A 23,154-nucleotide genomic window follows, 5' to 3' on the forward strand; every position below is an offset into this window, starting at 1 on the left:
GCTGAGCCTAGCCTCGGCCTCCGGCCCCGACCGCCCATTAATCCGCTCCCGCACGGCACGCCCGGAGTTCCGTTCATGATCTTCTTGCCGTTACCGTGCGGTGTACCCGCGCTCATCCGCGCCCGCCGATCGAGAGGCCGACCCTCATGACTCTGCCCGCATCGGGGCGACGTGTCCTTGTCAGTGGTGCCGCGCGTGGCCTCGGGCGGGCCGTGGCGCAGGCGTTCGCCGCTCGGGGCGATCGTGTCGCCGTGCACTACGGTTCCCGTGCCGACGCCGCCCGCGAGACGTTCGATTCCCTCGACGGTACGGGGCACGCCCTGGTCGGCGGCGATCTCTCGGATCCCGCGGGCGCGGCCTGTGTGATGGACTCCGTGGCCGACGTGCTCGGCGGCGTCGACGTCCTGGTGAACAACGCCGCCGTCAACATCCGCCACCCGCTGCCCGAGACGTCGTACGAGGACTGGGTCGCCCTCTGGCAGCAGCACGTCGCCGTGAACCTGCTGGGCACGGCGAACCTGAGTCATCTCGCGGCACGGCGCATGATCGACCAGGGCGGGGGCGGCCGGATCGTCAACGTCGGCTCCCGCGGGGCCTTCCGCGGCGAGCCGGATCACCCGGCGTATGGAGCCACCAAGGCGGCGGTGCACGCGCTGGGGCAGTCCCTTGCCGTGTCACTGGCCCCTTACGGCATCGGCGTCGCCTCCGTCGCCCCCGGCTTCTTCGCCACCGAGCGCGTCGCCGGGCGGCTCACCGGTGCCGAGGGCGAGGCCATCCGGGAGCAGAGCCCCTTCGGCCGCGTCGCCGAACCCGCCGAGATCGCCGCGGCCGTCGTGTGGCTCGCCTCGCCGGAGGCGGAATGGGCTTCCGGGACCGTCCTTGACCTCAACGGCGCGTCACATCTGCGTACTTGATGCGAGAACTTCAGCGGCTGGCCTACGCTTGACGGCGTCTCGGTCCGGCCGGTTCCGAGGAGGCGGCGACGTGTCGACGATCGTGATGACGGGCGGCACTTCAGGGTTCGGAGCGATTGCCGCCGAGCGGCTGGCGCGGGCGGGCGGCACCCGGCTGATTCTGGGCGCGCGGCGCGCGACAGCGCCCAGGAGCGGCGAGGCGGTTCCGCTCGATCTGACGGAACTCGACTCGGTCCGTGACTTCGCGACCTCCGTCCGTGAACGGCTGCGCGGCGCTCCCGTCGACGCGCTGGTGCTCAACGCCGGTGTGATCCGCCCCGACACCGCGGGACGGACCGTCGACGGCTACGAGACCGCCTTCGCCGTCAACCACCTCGCGCACTACTTGCTGCTGCGCCTCCTGCTGCCCGCCCTGGCCGACGGCGCCACCGTCCTGCTCACCACCAGCGGCACGCACGACCCCGCCAACCGCGCGGGGCTCGCGACGCCGCGGCACGCCGACGCCGATCTCCTGGCGCACCCCGACCGCGACCCCGCCCTCGATTCCCGGCCGCGCACGGCGGGCCAACACGCCTACACCGCCTCGAAGTTGTGCGCCGTACTCACGATCCGTTCGCTGTCCGGGCAGCCCGAGGCCAAGGCGCGGCACCTGACCGCGGTCGCCTACGACCCCGGCCAGGTCTTCGGCACCGGGCTGGCCCAGAACCTGTCGCTCCCCCTGCGGACGGCCTGGTCGCTGCTCGGCTCGCCGGTCCTCGGGCGCCTCCTGCGCCGGCTCAACCCGTCCTTCAACACCCGTACCGCCGCCGGAAACACCCTGGCCGACATCGCCCTCGGGACGGTGAAACCGCCCGACGGCCGCACCCACGCCTCCCTGCGGCGCTCACGGCTCACCTGGCCCGAGCCGTCCGAACTGGCCCGCAGCGAGACGGTGGCGCAGGCGCTGTGGACCGACAGTGCGCGGCTCGTGGGGATGGCCCCCTGACGGCCCCCTGGCCGGCGCGGCTAGCTCTCTGGGCCGTACAGCGCCGCGATGTCCTTCGAGGACGGCCAACCGCTGTACGTCGGTGACTGCGGCCAGCCGTCGGGCACGTTCTGCCACTCCTCCTGCCGCCCGTACGGCAGCACGTCCGTCAGCGCGAAGGAGTAGCCGAGCTGCTCGACGCCGCGGCCGCTGGTGGTCCAGGTGCGGTAGACGGTGTCGCCGTCGCGCAGGAACACGTTGACGGCGAACCCTCCGCCGGGCGGTGCGCCGACGTCGGTGCCGAACGGGCTGTTCGCCGTGGAGTACCAGGTCATCTTGTTGCCGACCCGGCGCCTGTACTCGAGTGCCTCGTCGATCGGGCCCTGGGTGACGATGACGAAGCGGGCGTCGTAGTTGTCCAGGAAGCCCAGCCGTGCGAACTGCGAGGTGAACCCCGTGCAGCCCGAGCACTGCCATTCCTCGCCCTCGAACCACATGTGGTTGTAGACGATCAGCTGGCTCTTGCCGTCGAAGAGGTCGGCCAGACGCACGGGGCCGTCCTCCCCTTCGAGGGTGTAGTCGGGCATCCTGACCATCGGCAGGCGGCGGCGCTGCGCGGCGATCGCGTCGAGTTCCCTGGTCGCGGCCTTCTCCCGGGCGAGCAGCGCGTCGATCTCACGCTGCCAGGTGTCGGTGTCGACGACGGGTGGTAGTGCGTTGTCGCTCATGGCCCCTCACACATTCCTCTGCGGATTGCGGTCTGCAGGTGTAGACCCCGCCCGTTCCTCCAATTCATCGGTCGCCCGTCCCGCCGCGCAAGTGGAGGGCGGTGATGCCGGTGAGGGGGGCAAGCACGAGATACCGGCTCAGCTCTCGAACCGCCGGCGCGAATCCTCGATGTCGCCGAGGTAGCGGTGCGTCCAGTCGCACATGTGGTGGACCGTCTGCTGCAGCGCACGGCCCGCCTCGGTGAGCGTGTACTCGACCCGTGGCGGCACGGTGGCGTGCACCTCGCGGTCGACCAGACCGTTGCGTTCCATCATCCGCAGGTTCTGGGTCAGCATCTTGTGGCTGATGCCCTCGATCTCGCCCCGCAGCTCGCCGAAGCGCAGGGTGCCTTCGCCGAGCGCGGCGATGATCAGGAGCGCCCATTTGTTGGCGACGTCGGAGAAGATCTCCCGTGCCAGCGAGTCCGCGCGCCGTAGATCCGCTTCGTCGGGCGAGCCGCTGAACTGCTTGGTCACCATGAGGTTCCTCAGTCACCGAAAAGTGCGTTCTTCCAGGTCGGGCCTCACTCTCCTACGGTTCTCGAGTAACCACAAGAGAGCACGGGCGGGCCGGTCGTCCGCGGTTTCGGCACGGCCGACCCGTGCCCGCTCCCGAGGAGAAGGACACAGCATGGCCATCACCCTGGTGAACCCCGAGGGACTGCCCGCGATCGACTCCTACCGGCAGGTGTCCGTCGCCACCGGCTCCCGGCTCGTCTTCGTCTCGGGACAGGTCTCCTGGGACGCGGACGGGGTCACGGTCGGCGAGGGCGATCTCGCCGCCCAGATCGAACGGTGTTACCTCAACGTCGCGACCGCCCTGGCCGAGGTCGGCGCCTCCTTCGACGACGTGGCGAAGCTGACCGCGTACGTCGTGGACTGGACCCCGGACAAGATGCCGCTGTTCCTGGAAGGCGTCGCCCGCGCGGCGGCGAAGCTGGGGAGCACTCCGGTGCCGCCCGCGACACTGATCGGGGTGGCCGCGCTGGCGATCAGCGGCCATCTGGTCGAGGTCGAGGCAACTGCGGTGATCGACTGAGGTGTTGGACTGAAGTGTTGGACTGAGGTGTTGGGCAGCGGGCGTTTCGGCTCCCCGCCCTAGTCCGGCGAGCCGGTTACTCCGGCGATCCGGTCGGCGTGACAGGTGCGGTCGGTGCCAGGCTCCGCAGGACGTCGAACTCGTTGCCCTCGGGGTCGGCCATGACCACCCAGCTCCGGGCGGGGCCCTGGCCCACGTCCACTCTGGTGGCGCCGAGTCCGAGCAGCCTGGCCGCCTCGTCCTCGGTGCCGGTGTCGATCGGGCTCACGTCGAGGTGGAGCCGGTTCTTCACGGCCTTGCCCTCGGGCACCCGTATGAACACCAGGGTGGGCGGCATCTGGCCGGCCCGGACCGCCTCGACGGTCGGCTCCCAGGAGGCGATCTCGACTTTGCCCTCGCTCCGGTCGATCACCGTGAAGTCCAGGACCGCGCACCAGAAGGCCGCGAGTCGCTCCGGATCGTGGCAGTCGACGACGAGTTCGGTGAACCTGCTGGTCATGACTTCTCCAGGTCGGTGGTGGTGGTGGACGTGGGGGTGCTGAGGATGCCGTCGAACGCGTCGAGGACCGGGGTGTCCAGGTAGACGCTCTGCGTACGGATGCGGTCCGGACCGCCGATGCCCTCCGCCCTGGCCTGACGCAGATCGGCGACGGCGAGTCCGAGGCCGCTGCCGGCGAAGGCCGCTTCGACGCTTCCGGACACGGGCGCCTCCAACGGGGCGTCGTGGACGGTGAATCCGTAAGGAGCCGTCTCGTCTCGGCGCATCTCGGCCGTGGACCCGGCGACGCTCGTCAGGCCGAGGGCGAAGTACGCGTCGCCGAGGGCGTGGTGCAGGTGCTGTCCCATGGGGAGCCCGGTGAGCCGGCCGTCGAAGGCTACCGGCGTCCTCTGGATGTGGGCGTTGTGGGCCACCAGGACGACGCGGGCCGTGGGTTCGAGTCGGTCCAGGTGCCACAGGAGCGATTCGGCCATGAAGAGGTCGCGGGCCGAGGTGTCGGCGGTGAGGCCGTCTCCGGTGAAGAGGGCCGCCATGGCGCGGAAGGTGTAGTCGGTGTGGCAGGCGGCTTCGAGGCATCGCAGGGCGGTGTCGTAGCTGTGCCGGTCGCCGCGGGAGACGTACAGCGGCTGCAGGGCACGGAATCGGACGAGCAGTCGTGCCAGGAGCGCGGTGAGGGTGTCCTGTTCGGTGGTGGCCAGGCGGGCCCACGCGGGTGCGGCCACGGCCGCGGAGTCACCGGCGAAGGACGCGGCGATCGTGATCGCGCTCCGGACCGCCGGCAGGGTTTCCGGGTCGATCCGGCCGAGGTAGTCGGCGACGGGCGACAGGGCGGGGAGCAGCGACCCGCCGGCCGCCGGGATGTCGATTCCCGCGAAGCGGACGGGAGTTGAGGCGGTGCGGTTGTGACCGCGGATGAAGCGCAGGGGGTCCGGGAGTCCGATGGGGACCGCTGAAGCCAGGAGTGCGGTGAGGTCGTCGTCCGCTCCCCGGCCGTTGGCCCAGTCGTCGAGGGGGAGGCCTTCGCCGAAGCCGTACTCGAAGGCCAGGGCGGTGAATCCGCAGCGTTCGACGAGGAACCGCAGGATGCGCAGGCGCATGGCGGCGAACTCGTCGATGAAGTGGGAGTGCTCGCCCAGCGCCACCACGCGGGCGCCGCCGAAGAGGTCGCGCAGCGGCTCCAGGTCGTCCAGGGGTGCTGCCGGGTCGAGGTGGCTGAGCGGGGTGGCATGGCCGTGGAGCCAGTCGGTGAAGGGCGTTCGTCCGGGTGCAGTGGGCATGGTGGCGGCTCTTCCGCGAGAGTCTGAATGGAACGGCACGTGCCGTGCCGTTATCGCGGAAGCGTGCCCGGATCATGGACTCCTGTCAAGAACGGCACGTGCCGTGCCGCTACTGTGAGGGCATGACCAACGCCCGTCGTAGCGGCCCCGACCTGACCCAAGCCATCATGCGAACCACGCTGGAACTCGGGCAGGAAGTCGGCTACGCCAAGCTCAGCATCGAGGCGATCGCCACCCGCGCCGGTGTCGGCAAGCACACCGTCTACCGCCGCTGGCCCTCCAAGGGCGCCCTCATGCTCGACTCGATGCTCTCGCTGGGTGGCTCGGACCTGGACTATCCCGACACGGGCGATGTCGTCGCGGACCTGCGCGAGCAGATCCACACGGCCGTCGACCTCTTGGCCGGGGAGCCGCTCCGCCCCCTCTTCAAGGCCCTGGTCGGCGAGGCCCAGCACGACCCCGGCGTCGCCGCCGCGCTCAACGAGCGATTCATCACCCCGCAGGCGGACAAGACCGTCGCACGGCTGAAGGCGGCGCGGGAGCAGGGCCAGCTCTCCCCGGACTTCGACCTGGACCTGGCGATGGCGATCCTCTCCGGACCGCTGTACTTCCGCCTCCTGATCACCCAGGAACCACTGACCCACGCGTACGCCGACAGGATTCTCGACGCGTTGTTCACCGGGCTGGGATCACCTCTCACCGGAACCTCCGGAAGCCCTGGAACCCCCGGAAGCCCCGGAAAGTGACGCCGGCCGATGCCCGCACCCAGCCTGCTGGCCGTGTTCGCCCATCCCGACGACGAGTCGCTCTCCGCGGGCGGGCTCCTCGCCCGGCAGTCCGCAGCCGGCGCGCGGACCGGCGTCGTCACGGCGACGTGGGTCCCGGACACCCCGCGCGGCGCGGAGTTGGCCGAGGCGTTGCGGATCCTCGGCGCGGGCCGGCCCCGGATGCTCGGCTACGCCGACGCGCGCGTACCGGCGTCGGCACCCGGCCGTGCCCGGCTCTGCGACGCGCCCCTCGACGAGGCCGTGCGGCGGCTCGTGGCGCATGTCCGGGAGTTCCGCCCGGAGGTGATGGTCACTCACGACGCCCTCGGAGGGCTGACGGGCCATCCCGACCACGTGCGGACCCACCAGGTGACGGTGCTCGCGGCGCGGGCCGCGGGGCTCGAACGGCGCTGCCCGGAGGCCGGTGAGCCCTGGCGGCCGCGCGCCCTCTACCTCGCCACGCACCCGCACTCGGCCGTGCCCGCGCTCCGCGACGTGATCGGCGCGCGCAAGGCCGTGCACTCCGTTCCGGACGAGCAGGTCGCCGTGACGGTCGACGTCGGCCCCTGGCTACAGCAGAAGACCGCCGCCGTGCTCGCCCACCGGTCGGAGGTGGAGCGCGGTGCCGTGCCGGGGATCGTCGCCTCACTTCCGCCCGACGCCCGGCGCAGGCTCTTCGGGACCGAGTGGTACGCCCGCCACTCCCCTGCCTCCACCGACGGCTTCCTCGAAGGCGACGGCCTCCTAGAATCCGGGCACCCCACCCCTTGCCACACCACCGAGGAGAAGCGCTGCTGATGACCTTCCGGCTGCACCTGGGGCAGCTCGCCGCGCGTACGCTGGGCGATTTTCCCCGAGACCTCACGTCCGACATCTATGCCGTCACCTTCCGGATCGACAGCGTCGGCCAGGACCCCCGATTCCCGTATCTGGCGATCGGCTACGTCACCGAGGCCGAGCCCGCCCGGCTGCTGGCCACGCCGACCCCGCCGGAGGCGTGGGAGGCCCGCTGGAACTACGCGTACTTCCCGCCCTCCGGCCTCGAAGGCGTACGCGTCATCGGTCATGACCCCGAGCACGATCCGGCCGGCGCCGAACTGCACCGGCGGGAAGCGGCGGGCCAGGGACTCTGGTACACGGACGGCGAACCGCTCTTTGAGGAGGAACGGGACGAGCGCGACGAGCGACTCGCGGGGCAGTTCCACGAACTCTGCGTCGACATCGCGCGGGAGTTGCACGAGGAGGGCCGGATCGTGGACGCGCTCGGGCGTCCCCTCCCCGTGATCCTGTACGACATGTTCGACCCCGACGAGACGTTCGCGCTGACCGAGGCGGCCAACCCTCCCGAGTTGGTCGCGGAGTTCCTCGGCGTGGCTCCGGCTACTTGTTCGGATCCCGGAAGCGGCCGAACGCCTTGGTGAAGGCGCTCAGCGGTGAGCCGTCCGGCTTGGCCGTCCCGGCCGCGGGCGGGCGGGGCACACCGTCGCCGCCGGTCACCTCGGCCAGCGCGGCCTGCGCCGCCTCGGCCGCCTCCCGGTACCGGTCACGTGAGTTCGTCATGGCCTCGAGTGCCTCGGCGTACTTGGTGACCATGCCCTGGGCGTGCACCAGTTCCTCGTCCGGGGTGAGCAGGTGCCAGCCCTGGCGCAGCCGGGCCAGCGCGCGCTCGGCCTCGGCCGGCAGCGGCCGCGGGAGCACGGCGAACTCCTTGATCCTGTCGAGGAGTTCGGTCGGTTCCTTGCCGTCGAGGAAAACGCTGCGCACCGTGAAGCGCTCCGCGTCGTAGTCCGGGCCCTGCGGTGCCGAGGGCAGGACGACGGCGCCGCCGCGCGGCATCCGTACGCTCAGCTCCCGCTTCATCGCGAAGTCGGCGATCTGCGCCTGCTCCGGGGTACCCCGGTGCTCGATCACCTGGTGCCGCAGGCTCGGCGGCAGGAACGCCGTGACCGGCTGCTGCCCCTTCGCGTCCGGCGTCATCGCCTCGTGCACCACGACATGGACGTACCAGCTCTGCCTGGTGCAGTCCCGCAGCCGGTGGCGCAGCTCGTCGTCGTCCTTCGGGAGGTGGTTCGTCGTCCGCAGGCGCACGCCGGGCACCGTGTCGTGGTCCCAGGCGACGCGGTCGCTGTCGGGCCAGAACATGGTGGCGGGCGAGGGCCAGTGCGCGTCCCAGGTCTGTTCCGCCTCGGCGGCGAGGATCCAGGTGACGCCCTCGCCTTCCTTGCGTCGGGACTCGGGTTCGTACGTCGTCAGCTGTGCGCGCACGGTGACGTCGTCGGCCACCCGCCAGCGGGCCTCGAAGAGGCGGCGGGCCGAGGGGCCGGGGTCGGCGGATTCGTCTCTCGGGTGCAGGACGGTGGGGCGGGCCGCCTCGACGGGGTCGAGGTCCAGGAAGTCGTCGAGCACCCCGGCCGCCTTGAGGGCGATCAGGTTGCGCCGGACGTCCTGCTCGGGCTCGGTCCCGAGGTGGCGCCCGCGCCCCAGCCACACAGTGCCGGGGACGGTGTTCGATGAAGTGCTGTTCTTGGCCATGGAATCGTTCTGTGGGTGATCGGGGCCCGACCAGTATGGGGCGTAGACCTGTCGATGTGGGCGGCACCCCGCGTCATCACACTTCCGGGCGGGTGCGACACGCCGTCGCTCCCGCCCGGAATCCGCGTCGGCCTCGCGGCACTCAGCGCAACGTGCTCCCGAAGAGCGCGGCCGTGTTCGGCGCCGCGACGTCCTTCGGGCCGAAGGCGACGGAGCCGGTGGCCGTCAGGCCGTTGGCGGTGCCGCGCAGTGACCAGAGCGCGCCGGCCTGTGCGTTCTCCGCCACGGAGGACACCGCGAGGTCGCTGTGTCCGTCGCCGGTGACGTCGAGGAGCGCGGCGGCGGCGCCGAAGCTGTCGCCCTTCTCGGCGACTCCGGGAATACCGGCCGTGTCCTGGTGGAAGGCCTGGGCGCCGGTGCCGGTCACGCCGTTCGCGCTGCCGCGCACGAGGACGACCGCGCCCGCGTCGGCGACGTCTCGGACGTCCTCGCCGATCACGCCGAGCGCGACATCGGCGTACCCGTCGCCCGTCACATCGCCTACGGCGACCGAAGCGCCGAAGGCGTCGCCCGCCTCCTCGGATCCGGGGACGCCGGGCAGGTTCTGGTCGAACTTCTGCGTGCCTTCCTTGAGGCCGTCCGCCGAACCGTAGGCGACCGCGACCCTGGACTCGTAGTCTCCGTCGCCGACGACCAGGTCGTCGTAGTGGTCGCCGTTGATGTCACCGACGCCCAGGGCGCCGCCGGAGCCGGGGGCCGAGGCCCGCTTGAAGCCGGTGGCGCTGCCGTACAGGACGCCGTTGCCCCATTCGCCGTCACCGGAATAGTCGTTCATGGCGATGTCGGCTCGGCCGTCGCCGTTGATGTCGCCCACGGCCTCCGGGACGACGGGACCCGCCACGGAGAGGGGGCCGTCGACGCAGGTCTCGGGCTGCTCGGCGCACGCGGGGTCGGGGCGCTCTTCCCTCTCGTAGCTCCACCACTGCGACTTGTCCATGAAGTCGAGCGTGTCGGCGGGCGTACCGGTGCGTGCGACGGGGCCCTTCCAGAGGGTCGCCTTCTGGGTGACGGGGTCGTCTCCGTAGACGCCGGCGCCCGCGAAGAGGGCGAGGTCGGTGGTGCCGTCGCCGTCGAAGTCCCCGGCCTGCGGGGCGAATCCATAGGTGTCGATCTTGGTGCCGCCGGTGAGGCCGGAGGCGGAACCCCACAGGATGACCGCGCCGCCCGTCGCGCCCCTGCCGTCGGCGCCGACGACGAGATCCGCGTACCCGTCCTTGTCCAGGTCGCCCTTGGTGAACGTCCTGCCGAACTCCTGCTTGGCGGTGGCCGCGCCGGGCACGCCGCTGGTGGAACGGCTGATGATCTTCTTCCGGGCGGGGTCGAGTCCGCTCTGCGATCCGTACGTCACCGCCACGTACCCGGCCTTGGCCTGCCCGGAGACGGTACCGCCGGGAGCCCCGACGACGAGGTCCCCGAACCCGTCCCCATTGAAGTCGTCGTCCGCTGCCTCGGCGGCGGCGGGTGTGGCGGCATAGGCACTGCCCTGCCCGAGGGCCCAGGCGGAGAGTCCACTGCCGACGAGCAGGGAGGCGGCGATGAGGGGCATGGTGACCCGTGCCCGGCGAATGCGAACGGCTACCGACATACGACTTCCCTTTGTTCCCTTGGTCCCTGGGTGCCTTGATTCACGATCAAGTGGAGCTGTCGACCGGCACAGTTCATGGCCTGTCCATGTCGATCCGTCATTTGACCGCTCGGGGGCGACAAAGGTTGTGGGCGACAGGGGGTGCGTCGCCGGGCGCCTGGGCTGCGCGATTCCGGCCGTTGGAGCAGCCCCGTGCCCCGGAACTACGACCTCCGGCGGGGCTTTCCTCGCTTGGGGCCCTTTGTGGGGGTGTTGCCTCGGGAGGATTTGGACGGGGTCGGCTTGCGGTGGGGCTTGGGCTGGTCGGGGCGCTTGGACTTCTGTTGCTTCGCCGGGGGCTGCTGCGTGCGGCCGCGGGAGCTGTTGACCGTGCGGCCGCGGACGATGCCGATGAAGTCCTCCACCATGTCCGTGGTCTCGTCCGCCGGCCACGACAGCGCGACGCGGGACTCCGGCGCCCCGGTGAGCGGGCGGTAGGTGAGGTCCTTGCGGTGGTGCAGGCGGGCCAGGGACTGCGGGACGACCAGTACGCCCACTCCCGCCGCGACCAGTTCGATCGCGTCGGCGGTGGTGGCGGGGCGCTCCAGCGCGGGCTGTCCCGGCGGCCGCTCCCAGTCCAGCGTGTCGTCGAGCGGGTGCAGCACGATCTCGTCGGCGAGGTCCTCCAGCGACGCCTCGTCGACGGCCGCCACCACATGATCCTTGGGGACCACGACCACGGTCGTCTCGGTGTAGAGCGGGATTGCGCTCAAGTCCGGGCCGTCGACCGGCAGACGTACGAAACCGGCGTCCGCGTCAGGGCCCCGCAGGAGGCCGAACGCCTCCGCCGCCGTTACCGCGACGAGCGTCAGCGGGATGTCCGGCAGCCGCTCGTTCCAGATCCGCACCCACTTGGCGGGCGTCACCCCAGGGACATAGGCGAGCCTGAACGAAGGGGTTACTTGCGAGTCTGTCACCCCGCCAGGTTACCGGTCGTGGTCGGAGGTAGCTCACACGCTCGATACCCTTGACACCATGACGTCGCACCAGACCACCCAGACCATGAAGCCCGCGACCGCGGCGAAGAAGCTGGGTGTGTACCTCGAGGCCACCCCCGCCGAGTTCCAGGAGGGTGTCGTCTCGCGCACCGAGCTGAACGCCCTGCAGGCCGACCCGCCCGAGTGGCTGCAGGAGCTGCGTCGTACCGGCCCGCACCCCCGTCCGGTGGTCGCCGCCAAGCTGGGCGTCTCCATCGCGGGCCTCGCCCGCGGCGGGGTCACCGAGGCGCTCACGACCGACCAGATCGAGGCACTGAAGGCGGACAACCCGGAGTGGCTGCAGAAGGAGCGCGCCACCCAGGCCGAGGTCCGCAAGGAAACGGTGCGGATCAAGGAGAAGAACAAGGAGAAGGAAGCCCGGCGAGCTGCCGAGCCGGGCCGCCCGCGTTCCTGATCCGACCTGGCGACGCGGTCCGTGGTCCCCGGACAGCGGACCGCGCGCGGTACACCGCGGACCGCGCACCGTGTGTCGTCGAGCCGCTCGATCTGATGTGGCTCGGCGGCAGGCCCGGCGGCCGGTCGCCTTCACGTACAACCCGCAGGCCCGGCGGCCGGTCGCCTTCAGCTACGACCCGCTGGTCTGCGCCCTCGGCGGCCCTGCGACCCTGGATGCCGTGGCCCTCACCTCGTCCGCCCCGGAACCCATCACCGCCGATCCGCCCGTCCCCACCGTGAACCCGCTGCTCACGCAGTCGTGGCTGGACCTGGCGTTCCTGCACTGGGCCGTGGATCCGGCCGACGTGGCGCCGCTGCTGCCCGCCGGGACGGTGCCCGATGTACATGAGGGGGCGACGTATGCGGGGCTCGTCGCGTTCCGCATGCACCGGGTCGGCTGGTTCCGGCTGCCGGGTGTGCCGTATCTGGGCACGTTCCCCGAGACCAATGTCCGGCTCTACTCCGTGGACGCCCACGGCCGCCGGGGTGTCGTCTTCCGTTCCCTGGACGCCTCGCGCCTGATCCCCGTGGCCGTCGCGCGCGGTGCTTTCCGGCTGCCGTACCAGTGGTCCCGGATGCGCATCCGGCGCGACGGCGACATCGTGACGTACACGAGCAGCAGAAGGTGGCCGGGGCCGCGCGGTGCGCACAGCCGGATCTCGGTCCGGGTCGGCGGGCGCGTCGAGGAGCCGACGGAGTTCGAGCACTTCCTGACCGCGCGCTGGGGCATGCACAACACGTTCTTCGGGCGACCGATGTACCTGCCGAACGTCCACCCGCGCTGGCCGCTGCACCGCGCGGAGCTGCTCGACTGCGACGAGGATCTGGTGGTGGCGGCGGGCCTGCCCGCGCCGGTGGGCGACCCGGTGAGCGTCCTGTATTCGCCGGGCGTACCGGTGCGCTTCGGCCGTCCTGCGCGGCCCGGCGGTATCCCGACTCCCTGAGCCCGCACCGGAGTTCGACGGGCCGTCCTATGCTGGCCGCATGATCGAACTGCCGCTCTCCGCACTGGAAGTCGCCATCGTCGAGGCGGGTACGCCGACCTCCGACGCGCTGCGCAACTGCGACCGTGCGGCCCAGGAACTGGACCGGCTCGGCTACCACCGGCTGTGGTTCGCCGAGCACCACCGCTCCCCCGCCATCGGCGCCTTCCCGCCGCCGATCATGACGGCGCGCATCGCCGCCGCGACGTCGCGTCTGCGGGTCGGCTCCGGCGGCGTACTCGCCCCCAATCACGCGCCGTTCAACCTGGCCGAGCAGTTCGCGACGCTCGCCGCGCTGCATCCCGGCCGGATCGATCTCGGCATCGGTCGCGGTCCCGGTACGTTCCACGAGGAGACGGCGCGGGCGATGCGCCGGGGCGCGGATCCGGCCACCGACGAGGAGTACGGCCGTGACGTGGCCGCGACGCTGGAGTTCCTCACCGAGGTCGGCCTGGGCGAGCTGCCCGAGCCCTGGCTGCTCGCGTCGAGCCGCGCGGGTGCCGCGCTCGCCGCCGGGCTGGGGCTGCCGATCGCGGTCGCGCACCACATCCGCCCGGAGAACACCGTGGAGGCCGTCACCCACTACCGCGAGGTGTTCCGTCCTTCGCCGTGGTGCGCGGCGCCGCGCGTCCTGGTCTGCGTCGAGGTGGTGTGCGCGGAGACCCAGCGGCGGGCCGAGGAGCTGGCGCGGCCCATGGCGGTGGTGAAGGCGAGTCTGCTGCAGGGGCGCGGCGACAGGGCGTTCCCGAGTCCGGCCGACGCGGCGGAGCATCGCTTCGACGCCCGGGAGGAGGCGGCGCTGGCCGCGTTCGCCGCCCAACAGGCCCATGGAACGCCGGAGTTGGTGGAGTCCCGGCTCGCACAGGTCGCCAAGGCGACCGACGCCGACGAGCTGATGCTGGTCACGCCGGTGTACGACATCGCCGACCGGGTCCGCTCCTTCGAGCTGGTGAGCACGCTGAGCGCCGCGCAGGGGGCAACGGCGAGCGACTGAAGGGATATTGAAGGGTTGACGAGGGCCTGACAACCAGTATGGTCTAGGCCAATGAGTCGACCGAGGCGCCCGGTTGTCTCCGTCCCCCTCATCCCCCCACCTTCGAGGGAGCAGAGATGAACAGGAAGCAGAAGCTGGCGGCCGCCCTGGGCGCGGCGTTCGCGCCCGTGCTCGTACTGGCCTCCGTCACACCGGCCAGTGCGCACGGCTACGTCAACGCACCGCCGAGCCGCCAGGCGCAGTGCGCGGCGGGCACGGTGAGCTGCGGCGAGATCACCCACGAGCCGCAGAGCGTCGAGGGCGCCAAGGGCCAGACGACGTGCAGCGGCGGCAACTCCCGGTTCGCCGAGCTGGACGACGACGGCAAGGGCTGGCAGGTCACGGATGTCGGCTCGTCCCAGGAGTTCAGCTGGAAGCTGACGGCGGCTCACGCCACCAGCACCTGGCAGTACTTCGTGGGCGGCAACAAGATCGCCGAGGTCGACGACGGCGGTGCCAAGCCGGGTGACACCGTCACCCACACCGTCGACTTCGGCGGCCTCACCGGCCGCCAGAAGGTGCTCGCGGTGTGGAACATCGCGGACACCTCCAACGCGTTCTACGCCTGCATCGACGTGAACATCACGGGCTGAGCCGGCCGGCCCGACCGACCGACTCCGGGCGGGGCGCTTCCCTCCATGCCGCCCCGCCCGGACCCCTCGGACCCCTCGGACCGCCCGGACCGCCCGGACCGCCCGGACCGCCCGGACCGCCCGGCGTCGAAGGCCTCCCTCACGGCCGCTCCGAGCTCGGCAGCGTGAGGATCTCGGCCCCGTCGTCGGTGATGGCGATCGTGTGCTCGCTATGTGCCGCACGGCAGCCTGTCGCACTGCGCAGCGTCCACCCGTCGGCGTCCGTGAAGAACTTGGCGGTGTCCGCCATGACCCACGGCTCCAGCGCCAGCAGCAGTCCGGGGCGCAGCTTGTATCCACGGCCGGGGCGCCCGGCGTTCGCGACGTGCGGGTCCTGGTGCATCGTCGACCCGATGCCGTGCCCGCCGAACTCGGTGTTGATCGGATACCCCGCCTCGCCGAGCACCGTTCCGATGGCATGGGAGATGTCCCCGACACGAGCCCCCGGCCCCGCGACGGCGATCCCCGCGGCCAGCGCGCGCTCGGTCGCATCGATCATCGCGACGCTCTCCGCGGGCTTCGTGTCGCCCACGATGAAGCTGATGGCGGAGTCCGCCGCGACGCCGCCCCGGATAACGGCGAGGTCGAGCGTCAGCAGATCGCCGTCGGCCAGCCGGTAGTCGTGGGGCCGGCCATGGAGCACGGCGTCGTTGACGGCCGTACAGATGTAGTGACCGAAGGCGCCGCGCCCGAAGGACGGCGCGTAGTCGACGTAACAGGACTGCGCTCCCGCCTCGGTGATCATGTCCTTGGCCCACTGGTCGATGTCCAGCAGGTTTGTGCCGATCACACTGCGGCCCCTCAGGGTCCGCAGGATGTCGGCGACCAAGGTTCCGGTACCTCTCGCCCGGGCCAGCAGGGCGGGGTTGAGGATCTCGATCATGCGGCGCCTTTCTCCGTCACCAATAACAATACCGGGATTACTATACCGGTACGGAGCAGTCGGAGAGAGCCTGCGCATGGCTCCGCCCGGAGCCGTCGTGTTGTCAGGCCTGGATCGTGACGGTCAGCCGGGGCGAGGCCCGCCAGTCGGCGTGGTCCCGGCCCACCAGATAGCTGACCCTGGCCGTGCACGGGACGGGCCGCTCGATGGTGAACAGCCTTGCCTCGCCGACCTCGGCGTCCCCGATGACCTGACAGTCGATCAGCGACGTACGCAACACCCCGGTGTCCCAGCGCAGTTGGACCTCGTCCCCCGCGCTCATGCCGGCGTACGGCTCGACACGCACGACCAGGGCCGGGCCGCCCGCGGCCGCCTGGACCGTTGGCGCTGCCAAGGAATCAAAGGAATCGAACGATGCGTCGTGCATCTCCAAACCCCCATGTGACGCGGCTTTCGGACGCCGGCCGACGACGGCGCACCAGGTGTCATCCCACCTCCATTGTCGACTGGACCCACCCCTCCCGCACAACCCGTCAGCCGGAGGTTTCCCCACCGTTTGCCCGTGGGGGTGCCGGACGTCACGGACGGAAGGCGTCGCGGACAGCGGTCGGGGCGCCGCCCTGGGGCGTGGCGGGGTACCGGCATCGGCGCGAGGGGTCCGGCCGACGGCCGCCGCCGAGGACGTAGAGGGCGCCGCCGACGACGGCCGCGCCCCGTGGTCGCGGGCCTCGGGGAGGCGGGGCAGCGACTCCCGGGGGCCGGAGCATGGCACCGGCGGAGGGCGGGCCGGTCGTCGACCGGTGATGCCGGGGAGGCTTCCGTGGCCGCCCCCGGCTCATCCCGCCGCGAAGAGAGTGGCCCCGTCGGGCCCCAACGCCTCGACGCGCGCCCCGTGTTCGACGGTGCGGCTGACCGTGCAGTACTTCTCGTGGGTCAGCCTGATGGCGCGCTCCAGCGTCACCGCCGCGCGGTCGTCGCCCTCGGGCAGCTCGAACTCGTAGGCGACCCTGACGACGCCGACGCGTCCGTCGTCCTCGGGCCTGGACATCGAGTCGACGACGATCCGCAAGCCGTCGCGCTCGACGGTGCGGGCGATGCGGTCCACGACGAGGCCGCCGCAGCCGCCGAGCGCGGCGAGGAGCAGTTCGACCGGGGTGAAGGAGGGCTGGGCGTCGGGGTTGTCGGCGGCTGCGATGCGGACCTCGGCGCCGCGGTCGTTACGGGCGGTCCAGTCGCGTTCGCCGTTGCGTACGGTCTCGATGCGGTAGTCGGCCATGGCCGAACCGTAACCGAAGCGCCGGGCCCGGCCCGGGAAGCGGGCTGCCCGGACCGTGCCGCCGCTCGCGACCGATGAGTCCGGCGCCCCGCGGGAGTCCCACCTTCGACCGCAGGAACGCACAGGCTGAGAAGGTGGACTCATGGCCGATCTGCACGACACCCTGCAAGCACACGTCAGCAAGGGATCCGTGCCCGGAGCCGTGGGTCTCGTGGCGCGCGGCGACCGGGTCGACGTGGCGGCCGTCGGGGCGGTCGACGTCGAGGGCAGTGCGCCGATGGCCAGGGACTCGATCTTCCGGATCGCGTCGATCACCAAGCCGATCGTCGCCGCGGCCGTGATGACGCTCGTCGAGGACGGGCGGATCGCGTTGGCCGATCCGGTCCGGCGGTGGCTGCCGGAGCTGGCGGCGCCGAGCGTGGTCCGTACACCCGAGTCGCCCCTGGACGACGTGGTGCCCGCCGTGCGGCCCATCACCGTCTTCCACGTGCTCTCCTCGTGTACGGGGTACGGCTTCGCGTCCGATTTCTCGCTGCCCGCGGTCGAGGCGCTGTTCACCGAGTTGAAGCAGGGGCGCCCGCAGCCGCAGGGCGTGCCGGAGCCCGACGCGTGGCTGGCCGCCCTCGCGCGGATCCCGCTGCTGCACCAGCCGGGCGACGGCTGGCTCTACAACCTCAGTTCCGATCTGCAGGGCCTGCTGATCTCCCGCGTCACGGGCATGTCGCTGCCGGACTTCCTCACCGAGCGGATCTTCGAACCGCTGGGGATGACCGACACGGCCTTCTCGGTGCCGCCGGGGAAGCTCGATCGGTTCACCTCCTTCTACGGCTCCCGCCCCGAGGGCGGCCTCGAACTGCTCGACGCCGCCGACGGCGAGTGGAGCGTCCCGCCCGTGTTCCCGTCCGGCGCCGGCGGCCTGGTCTCCACCGTCGACGACTGGCTCGCCTTCGGCCGGATGCTGCTCGCCGAGGGCACCGCGGGCGGGCTCCGGCTGCTCTCCGCCGAGTCGGTGCTGCAGATGACGACCAATCATCTGACCGTGTCGGAGCGGCAGTCCGGCGGTCTGTTCCTCGAGGGGATGGGCTGGGGCTTCGGCGGCGCGGTCGACGTCGACCGGGTCGAGCCGTGGAGTGTGCCGGGGCGGTACGGCTGGGTCGGCGGGACGGGCACGACGGCACACGTCGTCCCCGCCACCGGCACGGTCACCGTCATGATGAGCCAGCTCCAGATGGGCGGTCCCAGCTTCCCGGACCTGATGCGGGACTTCTGGGCGTACGCGGCCACCGCCTGACCGGCGGTGCGCTCTCCGCCATGCGGGCTAGGGGTGGCGCCCGGTCAGGGGGCAGTTCGTCAGCAGGGTCTGGGGGCTTGCCGCTGTGGGGCGGGGGACGGTGTGTGAAGGGGGTGGGGCCTGGCCCGTGGTGAGCCAGGCCTCCGTCGCCCTGAAGGCCGAGCGGTGGCAGGGCACCAGGGGGCGCAGCTTGTCGGGGAACGTGTCGTACAGGGCGTCGGTGTGCGTACCGTCCTCTATGCGGTACGCGCGGAAGAGGTCGCCGCGGCCCGCCTCGCGCACCATGCGGGCGTAGACGTCCGCGTCACGGGTGATGGGCAGCAGTACGTCCAATGTGCCCTGGACCGTGATCAGGGGTTTCCCGATCCTGCCCGTCAGTGCCGTCCGCTCCACCGCGCGGTGCACCCTTGCCGGGCGGGTCGCGTAGTCGTAGTCCGCGTCGCAGGCGGGCGTGCCGGGTGTGCAGTACGGGGTGCCCGCCTCGGTGGCGCCGTCGTACTCCGGGTCGAACTCCTCGCGGTAGACGCGCTGCGTCAAGTCCCAGTAGGTGCTGTGGTGGTAGGGCCACAGGAACTCCGAGCCCGCGGGGAAACCGGCGTCGAGCATCCGGCGGTGGGCACGGGCCGCTCCTGCTCCGCCCGCCGCGTAGGTGGGGTACGCGCTCAGCGCCGTCGGCAGGGAGGTCAGGAGGTTCGGTCCGTCCGCGCGCCACAGGGTGCCCTCCCAGTCCACGCCCGCGTCGTACAGCTCGGGGTGGTTCTCCAGCTGCCAGCGCACGAGATAGCCGCCGTTGGAGATGCCCGTGGCCAGGGTGCGGGCGGGGAGTCTGCCGTAGCGCTGGGCGGTCACCTCGCGGGCGGCCCTGGTCAGTTGGGTGACCCGGCGGTTCCATTCGGCGACGGCGTCGCCCGGCCTGCGGCCGTCGCGGTGGAAGTGCGGTCCTGTGTTGCCCTTGTCGGTGGCGGCGTAGGCGTAGCCGCGGGCGAGCACCCAGTCGGCGATGGCGCGGTCGTTGGCGTACTGCGCCCGGTTGCCCGGTGTTCCGGCGATCACCAGGCCGCCGTTCCAGCGGTCGGGCAGCCGGACGACGAACTGGGAGTCGTGGTTCCAGCCGTGGTGGGTGTTCGTGGTGGACGTGTCGGGGAAGTAGCCGTCGATCTGGATGCCGGGGACCGCGGTGGGCGCGGGCAGGTCCTTGGGGGTCAGTCCCGCCCAGTCGGCCGGGTCGGTGTGGCCCGAGTCGACGGTCCCCGATGTCGTCAAGTCTCCGACGCAGGCCGTCTGTTGGTGTTCGGCGCCGGGGACCCGAAGCCGGTCCGTGCGGGCGCAGTGGTCTCGGTCCGCCCCTTGCGTGGCAGCACCCGACGGGGCGGCTGCCGTGAACGTCAGCAGCAGCGCCGCCGCGGCGGCGACCCGGCGTGCACCGCCGTGCCGCCGACCGCTGTTGATGTCGTCCTGTCTCGCCTGGCGCATCGCTTCCACCTCGGTCAGGCCGCCGGGCCCGAAGGCGTGCCGGAGGCGGGGTTCGGGCCGTGCAGGCCGAAGAACTCGGTGATCCAGTGGCTGGAGCAGATCGAGTCGATGAAGTGCGCCGTGCCGGTGGCCCCGCACTGCTGGGCCCCGGTGCCGGGGTCCACCGGTGTGCCGTGGCCGATGTCCGGCACCCGGTCGACCTCGACGGCGACACTGCCGTCGCCGGCCAGGTACTGCTCCCGGCGTGTGTTGTCGGGTCCGATCGTCGACGTGCGGTCCGGCGTCTGGTCCAGGCCGTGCACGGCCGTCCACTGGTCGCGCAGGGCGTCCGCGTTCTTCGGCACGACGGTGGTGTCACGGTCGCCCTGCCAGATCGCCACCTTCGGCCAGGGCCCGGTGTGGCCGGGTACGGCGTCGGTCACGCTCTTCGCCCAGGCGGCCGGGGTCCGCGTCACTCCGGGGTTCATGCAGGTGTACGCGGAGAGGACGTCGGTCGCGCAACGGTAGGGCAGGCCCGCGACGACCGCTCCGGCCCGGAAGACGTCCGGGTAGGCGGCGAGCATGACGGAGGTCATCGCGCCGCCCGCCGACAGGCCGGTGACATAGGTGCGGGCGGGGTCGCCGCCGTAGGCGGAACCGGCCTCGGCGACCATCTGCCGGATTGAGGCGGCCTCGCCCTGACCGCGCGTGGTGTCCCCGGTCTGGAACCAGTTGAAGCACTTGTTGATGTTGTTCGATGTCGTGGTCTCGGCGAAGACCAGCAGGAATCCGTACTGGTCGGCGTAGTGCGCGAGCCCCGAATTGTCGGCGTACGTCTGCGCGTTCTGGGTGCAGCCGTGCAGCGCCACGACCACGGCCGGCTGCTCGGGCAGCGACTGCGGCCGGTACACGTACATGTTCAGGGCGCCCGGATTGGCCCCGAAGTCCGTCACGCGCTCCAGCGCCACGGCGGCCGTCCGTGCCTCCGCCCGCGGGGCCGCCGGCGCGAACAGCGTCGCCCCGGCGGCGAGCGCGAGGGCGACCACCGCGACACCGACCCGTCGGGTCACGGCTCGAGCCGGGGGCGGCGATGCTTCTGCGTACGGCATGAGGGCCTCCTGTGGGGCGGCGGCTGAAGTGCCGGTCACCCTAGGAGCGCCCGCGGCCACGGCGACATGGCGGCGACCGCCACAACTGCGGCACGGGTCACGGCCGTACGCCCTGTTGCGCGCGCTGTCGGCGATGGTTCAGCGCGGCGAGATCAGCACGGGCACCTGCGTGATCCGCAGCATGCCGGACGGCCCCACGGTCCGCTCCAGGCCGTCGAGATCACGCGCCCGCACCTCGCCGGGCCCGACCCGCGTCCGCGCCGTGCCGTCGTGGGTCCAGCGGATCAGGGCCGTGCGCTGCCGTCCGCGCTCTTCGGGGAGGCGGAACGCGCACTGCCACACGTTGTCCGGCAGCGAGATCTGCGGGCCGTGGCCGCAGCCGCGCAGTTCCGCGCCGGCCAGCCAGCGCTGCAGGCCCTCCACGTACAGGCCCGCCTTCGTCGGCGGCTCGCCCTCGGCCTGCAGCACGATGGGCAGCGTGCTGTTGCCCCATGCGTAGAAGTACATCCGCTCCACGCCGAACCGGCGGGCGTACAGACCGGTCAGATAGAAGCGGGCGGCGTGGCTCGCGCCCTGCCGTGAGTCGAGCGGGTCGGCCAGGGGGAGGCTCTGGGTCGTTCCGGTGCTCCAGATCGGCAGGTGGACTCCGGCCCGGTGGAAGGTGCGGTAGACGGACTGCGCGGCGTCGAGCATCGTCTCCGGAGGGTCCTGGACGCTGCGCTGGTAGAGCTTGATGCCGGCCGCGTCGCAGTGCTGGTAGCCGCCGAGTTCGGCGAACCGCCGCAGAAACGCGTGTGCATCGGGCTCCCAGAGCCGGCTGATGGACGGGCAGACGACGACCGCGTCCCGGTCGTGGGCCCGGATGATGCGGCTCGCCCGCCGCACCATCTCGACCAGGGTCTGCGCGCTGCCGTTGAAGTGGTCGGGGTGGTTGGCCATCACCCACAGTTCGTACGCCTCGATACGGCCATGGGTGTGCCGGACGAGGGCGCGGACGAAGGCGTCCCAGTCGTCGAGGTCGTCCGGGGGCGCCGCGCGGGAGCCGTCCGGGTAGGCGGCGCGGCGCGCTTCGGGCGCCGCCCAGGAGGGAGTGCCGCCGAACACGAACAGGGCGGGCAGGCCCTGCCGTTCCGCGCCGTCCAGCATGCGGTCGAGGGTGGACCAGTCGTACTCCCCGCGCCGGGGCGCCAGTTGGGCCCAGCGCGTCTCGCTGTCCCACAGCCGTACCGCGCCGACGCGGAACGCCGGCATGACACCGCTGCTGCTGTTGAGCGTGACGCCGAATCCCGTGCGGGGCACGGGCGTCGGGGCGTCGGCCCAGCTGGTGCCGGACGCGATCTGCGCAGGTCGCTGCGAGGGGCGCACGGCCCCGGTCGGCGGGCCGCTCGCCACCACGGTCGCGAGCACCAGGGCCACGAACGCGAGGGCGAGCGCGATGCTCCGGCGGGCGAGTGGTGGCCGTGCGGGGCTTGCGGATCCTGGAGGGGAAACAGGAGTGTCGCCCCCGCCCGCAAGGGCGGGGGCGACCGCGGAACGCGCTGCGGCCTCCCCCTCGCCGGCCCGCGATTCCGCCTCACCCGGCCGCGCTTCCCCCTCGTCGGCGGACGCCTCCCCGGTGGCGACCCGCCAGCAGCGCAGCAGATGATTCAGCTCGTCCGGTCCGGCACCGCACTCCTGGGCGATCCTGGCGATCACCCCGTAATCCCCCGGAACTCCCTTGCCGCTGCAGTACCGGTGCAGTGTCGAACGGCTCAGGAAGGCGCGCCGCGCGAGCTCCTGATAGCTCAACTCGCTGCGCTGCTTCAGCCGCCTCAGGGCAGCCGAGAACTCCTGAGCTCCCCCCGCTCCGTCCAAGACACCTCTCCCCCGCGCGGTGACCCGGCGCTCAGGATTCCACAGCTGCGGAACCCCGGGGAGGGGCCTGCGAAAGGGGCTACAGGGGAGACGTGTCGATCACTACGCACTCCGGGCGCCCGTACTTCTGTTTGCAGGTCGCCACCTCATCGCCCCTGATCTTCGTCCAGATGCCCTTCTTGCGGGTCTGCACCGGCGCGGTGTCGCTGTACATCCGCAGGCCGTACGACGTGCCGTTGAAGGTGAAGGCGTCCACGTCGACCCCCGACCCGGCGCCGCCCTTGGACTTCCCGGCCCCCAGGAAGGTCTGGCCGCACTTCGCGTACTTCCACTTCTCCTTGTTGCCTCCGTCGTAGTTCCAGACGTCGCAGCGGTCGCCGCCGCTGCCCAGGTCGACCGTGAAATGCATCCCGGCGGTCGACTTGTTCTTCACCTTTCCGCAGTTGAGGCCGGTACAGACCGTGGCCTGTGCCGGTGCGGCGCTCAGGACGGTCGCGGCGACCATCCCCAGACATCCCGCGGTGACGCCCAGCAGTCGCGTGCGCAGACGCATGACTCCCCCGATTTCCTTGATCCTTCGATGATCCTTCGATGATCCTTCGATTTTCCCGGCCTGTGGTCGTTGGCTCGGCCGGCCGCGACGCCATCCTGCGGGCCCGCTCCCCGGCCCTCAAGGCGTACCGCGTCTCATTTCCCCGTGGGACGGGCGCACGGCCGTGACCTGCGCCGTTCCGCACTTCATGGGACGCTCGCAGCGGCGGGAGC

At 71.6% G+C, this 23,154-nt stretch carries 24 protein-coding genes and 1 pseudogene; 11 read left to right on the forward strand and 14 right to left on the reverse strand.

Going from position 1 to position 23,154, the window contains the following annotated elements; genetic code table 11:
• Positions 1-146 precede the first annotated feature (146 nt).
• The gene (locus ACIBKX_RS15660; RefSeq protein ID WP_363274710.1) at positions 147-914 is read left to right on the forward strand and encodes an SDR family oxidoreductase; all 768 of its coding nucleotides are present in this window, start codon (positions 147-149) and stop codon (positions 912-914) included.
• A 70-nt stretch (positions 915-984) separates the two neighbouring features.
• Positions 985-1,899 (forward strand): SDR family NAD(P)-dependent oxidoreductase, encoded by a 915-nt coding sequence (locus ACIBKX_RS15665; protein WP_363274709.1) that lies wholly within the window; start codon positions 985-987, stop codon positions 1,897-1,899.
• 20 nt (positions 1,900-1,919) lie between these two features.
• Here ACIBKX_RS15665 and ACIBKX_RS15670 read toward each other — a convergent pair whose 3' ends face one another.
• Positions 1,920-2,606: a DUF899 family protein gene (locus ACIBKX_RS15670; protein ID WP_363274707.1), complete on the reverse strand. Its 687-nt coding sequence runs from the start codon at positions 2,604-2,606 to the stop codon at positions 1,920-1,922.
• A gap of 138 nt (positions 2,607-2,744) precedes the next feature.
• Complete coding sequence (locus ACIBKX_RS15675) at positions 2,745-3,125, reverse strand: helix-turn-helix domain-containing protein (RefSeq protein WP_363274706.1); 381 nt, start codon at positions 3,123-3,125, stop codon at positions 2,745-2,747.
• Positions 3,126-3,276: 151 nt separating this feature from the next.
• Here ACIBKX_RS15675 and ACIBKX_RS15680 point away from each other — a divergent pair, with 151 nt between their 5' ends.
• A complete protein-coding gene (locus ACIBKX_RS15680; RefSeq protein ID WP_363274705.1) occupies positions 3,277-3,684 on the forward strand; it encodes a RidA family protein in 408 nt (135 codons plus the stop codon).
• A 76-nt stretch (positions 3,685-3,760) separates the two neighbouring features.
• Here the strand turns inward: ACIBKX_RS15680 and ACIBKX_RS15685 are convergent, their stop codons facing one another.
• Both ACIBKX_RS15685 and ACIBKX_RS15690 read right to left on the reverse strand, forming a co-directional pair.
• Positions 3,761-4,183, reverse strand: a complete 423-nt coding sequence (locus ACIBKX_RS15685; RefSeq protein WP_363274704.1) for a VOC family protein — start codon at positions 4,181-4,183, stop codon at positions 3,761-3,763.
• Positions 4,180-5,460, reverse strand: coding sequence for an erythromycin esterase family protein (locus ACIBKX_RS15690; protein WP_363274703.1), 1,281 nt, complete (start codon positions 5,458-5,460; stop codon positions 4,180-4,182). Before ACIBKX_RS15690 ends, ACIBKX_RS15685 begins: the two co-directional genes overlap by 4 nt.
• 167 nt (positions 5,461-5,627) lie before the next feature.
• On the opposite strand from ACIBKX_RS15690, the gene ACIBKX_RS15695 reads away from it, so the two are divergent.
• Genes ACIBKX_RS15695 through ACIBKX_RS15705 form a run of 3 tightly spaced genes read left to right on the forward strand, consistent with a single transcriptional unit; the run spans position 5,628 to position 7,648 of the window.
• The gene (locus ACIBKX_RS15695; RefSeq protein WP_363274702.1) at positions 5,628-6,206 is read left to right on the forward strand and encodes a TetR/AcrR family transcriptional regulator; all 579 of its coding nucleotides are present in this window, start codon (positions 5,628-5,630) and stop codon (positions 6,204-6,206) included.
• Positions 6,207-6,215: 9 nt separating this feature from the next.
• Positions 6,216-7,025, forward strand: a complete 810-nt coding sequence (locus ACIBKX_RS15700; protein ID WP_363274700.1) for a PIG-L family deacetylase — start codon at positions 6,216-6,218, stop codon at positions 7,023-7,025.
• Positions 7,025-7,648: a hypothetical protein gene (locus ACIBKX_RS15705; RefSeq protein WP_363274699.1), complete on the forward strand. Its 624-nt coding sequence runs from the start codon at positions 7,025-7,027 to the stop codon at positions 7,646-7,648. Before ACIBKX_RS15700 ends, ACIBKX_RS15705 begins: the two co-directional genes overlap by 1 nt.
• Here ACIBKX_RS15705 and ACIBKX_RS15710 read toward each other — a convergent pair.
• The 3 genes from ACIBKX_RS15710 to ACIBKX_RS15720 form a co-directional block, all read right to left on the reverse strand.
• Positions 7,608-8,759: a hypothetical protein gene (locus tag ACIBKX_RS15710; protein WP_363274698.1), complete on the reverse strand. Its 1,152-nt coding sequence runs from the start codon at positions 8,757-8,759 to the stop codon at positions 7,608-7,610. The two genes, ACIBKX_RS15705 and ACIBKX_RS15710, sit on opposite strands and share 41 nt — an antisense overlap.
• Positions 8,760-8,901: 142 nt before the next feature.
• Positions 8,902-10,404: a hypothetical protein gene (locus tag ACIBKX_RS15715; RefSeq protein WP_363274697.1), complete on the reverse strand. Its 1,503-nt coding sequence runs from the start codon at positions 10,402-10,404 to the stop codon at positions 8,902-8,904.
• Between the two features lie 203 nt (positions 10,405-10,607).
• Positions 10,608-11,360: a LysR substrate-binding domain-containing protein gene (locus ACIBKX_RS15720; RefSeq protein WP_363274696.1), complete on the reverse strand. Its 753-nt coding sequence runs from the start codon at positions 11,358-11,360 to the stop codon at positions 10,608-10,610.
• A 58-nt stretch (positions 11,361-11,418) separates the two neighbouring features.
• On the opposite strand from ACIBKX_RS15720, the gene ACIBKX_RS15725 reads away from it, so the two are divergent.
• From ACIBKX_RS15725 to ACIBKX_RS15740, 4 genes are all read left to right on the forward strand, one after another.
• Positions 11,419-11,835: a DUF5997 family protein gene (locus ACIBKX_RS15725; RefSeq protein ID WP_363274695.1), complete on the forward strand. Its 417-nt coding sequence runs from the start codon at positions 11,419-11,421 to the stop codon at positions 11,833-11,835.
• A gap of 220 nt (positions 11,836-12,055) precedes the next feature.
• Entirely contained in the window at positions 12,056-12,820 is a 765-nt protein-coding gene (locus ACIBKX_RS15730; protein ID WP_363274748.1) for a DUF2071 domain-containing protein, read from the forward strand.
• A gap of 40 nt (positions 12,821-12,860) precedes the next feature.
• Positions 12,861-13,853, forward strand: coding sequence for an MsnO8 family LLM class oxidoreductase (locus ACIBKX_RS15735; protein WP_363274694.1), 993 nt, complete (start codon positions 12,861-12,863; stop codon positions 13,851-13,853).
• Positions 13,854-13,969: 116 nt separating this feature from the next.
• On the forward strand, positions 13,970-14,485 hold the full coding sequence (locus tag ACIBKX_RS15740; RefSeq protein WP_363274693.1) for a lytic polysaccharide monooxygenase auxiliary activity family 9 protein: 516 nt from the start codon (positions 13,970-13,972) through the stop codon (positions 14,483-14,485).
• Between the two features lie 139 nt (positions 14,486-14,624).
• On the opposite strand, the gene map is transcribed toward ACIBKX_RS15740, so the two are convergent.
• The 3 genes from map to ACIBKX_RS15755 all read right to left on the reverse strand — a co-directional run bounded on the left by map (position 14,625) and on the right by ACIBKX_RS15755 (position 16,683).
• Positions 14,625-15,407 (reverse strand): type I methionyl aminopeptidase, encoded by a 783-nt coding sequence (gene map, locus ACIBKX_RS15745; RefSeq protein WP_363274692.1) that lies wholly within the window; start codon positions 15,405-15,407, stop codon positions 14,625-14,627.
• A 103-nt stretch (positions 15,408-15,510) separates the two neighbouring features.
• The gene (locus tag ACIBKX_RS15750; protein ID WP_363274691.1) at positions 15,511-15,801 is read right to left on the reverse strand and encodes a hypothetical protein; all 291 of its coding nucleotides are present in this window, start codon (positions 15,799-15,801) and stop codon (positions 15,511-15,513) included.
• A gap of 441 nt (positions 15,802-16,242) precedes the next feature.
• Positions 16,243-16,683, reverse strand: a complete 441-nt coding sequence (locus tag ACIBKX_RS15755) for an OsmC family protein (RefSeq protein WP_363274690.1) — start codon at positions 16,681-16,683, stop codon at positions 16,243-16,245.
• Between the two features lie 142 nt (positions 16,684-16,825).
• On the opposite strand from ACIBKX_RS15755, the gene ACIBKX_RS15760 reads away from it, so the two are divergent.
• Positions 16,826-17,974, forward strand: coding sequence for a serine hydrolase domain-containing protein (locus ACIBKX_RS15760; RefSeq protein WP_363274688.1), 1,149 nt, complete (start codon positions 16,826-16,828; stop codon positions 17,972-17,974).
• 27 nt (positions 17,975-18,001) lie between these two features.
• On the opposite strand, the gene ACIBKX_RS15765 is transcribed toward ACIBKX_RS15760, so the two are convergent.
• The 4 genes and pseudogenes from ACIBKX_RS15765 to ACIBKX_RS15780 form a co-directional block, all read right to left on the reverse strand.
• Positions 18,002-19,447 carry a 3-hydroxybutyrate oligomer hydrolase family protein gene (locus ACIBKX_RS15765; RefSeq protein ID WP_363274687.1) on the reverse strand — a complete coding sequence of 482 codons (1,446 nt, stop codon included), beginning with the start codon at positions 19,445-19,447 and terminating at the stop codon, positions 18,002-18,004.
• Positions 19,448-19,464: 17 nt separating this feature from the next.
• A pseudogene (locus tag ACIBKX_RS15770) lies at positions 19,465-20,535 on the reverse strand (alpha/beta hydrolase family esterase); the annotation flags it as partial.
• A 138-nt stretch (positions 20,536-20,673) separates the two neighbouring features.
• Entirely contained in the window at positions 20,674-22,389 is a 1,716-nt protein-coding gene (locus tag ACIBKX_RS15775) for a helix-turn-helix domain-containing protein (protein ID WP_363274685.1), read from the reverse strand.
• Positions 22,390-22,468: 79 nt separating this feature from the next.
• The gene (locus ACIBKX_RS15780) at positions 22,469-22,942 is read right to left on the reverse strand and encodes a hypothetical protein (protein ID WP_363274684.1); all 474 of its coding nucleotides are present in this window, start codon (positions 22,940-22,942) and stop codon (positions 22,469-22,471) included.
• Positions 22,943-23,154: the final 212 nt, after the last annotated feature.

It is taken from the genome of Streptomyces sp. NPDC050658, from assembly GCF_044457025.1.
GTDB lineage: Bacteria > Actinomycetota > Actinomycetes > Streptomycetales > Streptomycetaceae > Streptomyces.

Bases quoted from the DNA above. Each gene is read 5' to 3' on its own strand.
- ACIBKX_RS15660 (WP_363274710.1), top strand. From the start codon at position 147: ATGACTCTGCCCGCATCGGGGCGACGTGTCCTTGTCAGTGGTGCCGCG.
- ACIBKX_RS15670 (WP_363274707.1), bottom strand. From the start codon at position 2,606: ATGAGCGACAACGCACTACCACCCGTCGTCGACACCGACACCTGGCAG.
- ACIBKX_RS15675 (WP_363274706.1), bottom strand. From the start codon at position 3,125: ATGGTGACCAAGCAGTTCAGCGGCTCGCCCGACGAAGCGGATCTACGG.
- ACIBKX_RS15680 (WP_363274705.1), top strand. From the start codon at position 3,277: ATGGCCATCACCCTGGTGAACCCCGAGGGACTGCCCGCGATCGACTCC.
- ACIBKX_RS15685 (WP_363274704.1), bottom strand. From the start codon at position 4,183: ATGACCAGCAGGTTCACCGAACTCGTCGTCGACTGCCACGATCCGGAG.
- ACIBKX_RS15690 (WP_363274703.1), bottom strand. From the start codon at position 5,460: ATGCCCACTGCACCCGGACGAACGCCCTTCACCGACTGGCTCCACGGC.
- ACIBKX_RS15695 (WP_363274702.1), top strand. From the start codon at position 5,628: ATGCGAACCACGCTGGAACTCGGGCAGGAAGTCGGCTACGCCAAGCTC.
- ACIBKX_RS15700 (WP_363274700.1), top strand. From the start codon at position 6,216: ATGCCCGCACCCAGCCTGCTGGCCGTGTTCGCCCATCCCGACGACGAG.
- ACIBKX_RS15705 (WP_363274699.1), top strand. From the start codon at position 7,025: ATGACCTTCCGGCTGCACCTGGGGCAGCTCGCCGCGCGTACGCTGGGC.
- ACIBKX_RS15710 (WP_363274698.1), bottom strand. From the start codon at position 8,759: ATGGCCAAGAACAGCACTTCATCGAACACCGTCCCCGGCACTGTGTGG.
- ACIBKX_RS15715 (WP_363274697.1), bottom strand. From the start codon at position 10,404: ATGTCGGTAGCCGTTCGCATTCGCCGGGCACGGGTCACCATGCCCCTC.
- ACIBKX_RS15725 (WP_363274695.1), top strand. From the start codon at position 11,419: ATGACGTCGCACCAGACCACCCAGACCATGAAGCCCGCGACCGCGGCG.
- ACIBKX_RS15735 (WP_363274694.1), top strand. From the start codon at position 12,861: ATGATCGAACTGCCGCTCTCCGCACTGGAAGTCGCCATCGTCGAGGCG.
- ACIBKX_RS15740 (WP_363274693.1), top strand. From the start codon at position 13,970: ATGAACAGGAAGCAGAAGCTGGCGGCCGCCCTGGGCGCGGCGTTCGCG.
- map (WP_363274692.1), bottom strand. From the start codon at position 15,407: ATGATCGAGATCCTCAACCCCGCCCTGCTGGCCCGGGCGAGAGGTACC.
- ACIBKX_RS15755 (WP_363274690.1), bottom strand. From the start codon at position 16,683: ATGGCCGACTACCGCATCGAGACCGTACGCAACGGCGAACGCGACTGG.
- ACIBKX_RS15760 (WP_363274688.1), top strand. From the start codon at position 16,826: ATGGCCGATCTGCACGACACCCTGCAAGCACACGTCAGCAAGGGATCC.
- ACIBKX_RS15765 (WP_363274687.1), bottom strand. From the start codon at position 19,447: ATGCGCCAGGCGAGACAGGACGACATCAACAGCGGTCGGCGGCACGGC.
- ACIBKX_RS15780 (WP_363274684.1), bottom strand. From the start codon at position 22,942: ATGCGTCTGCGCACGCGACTGCTGGGCGTCACCGCGGGATGTCTGGGG.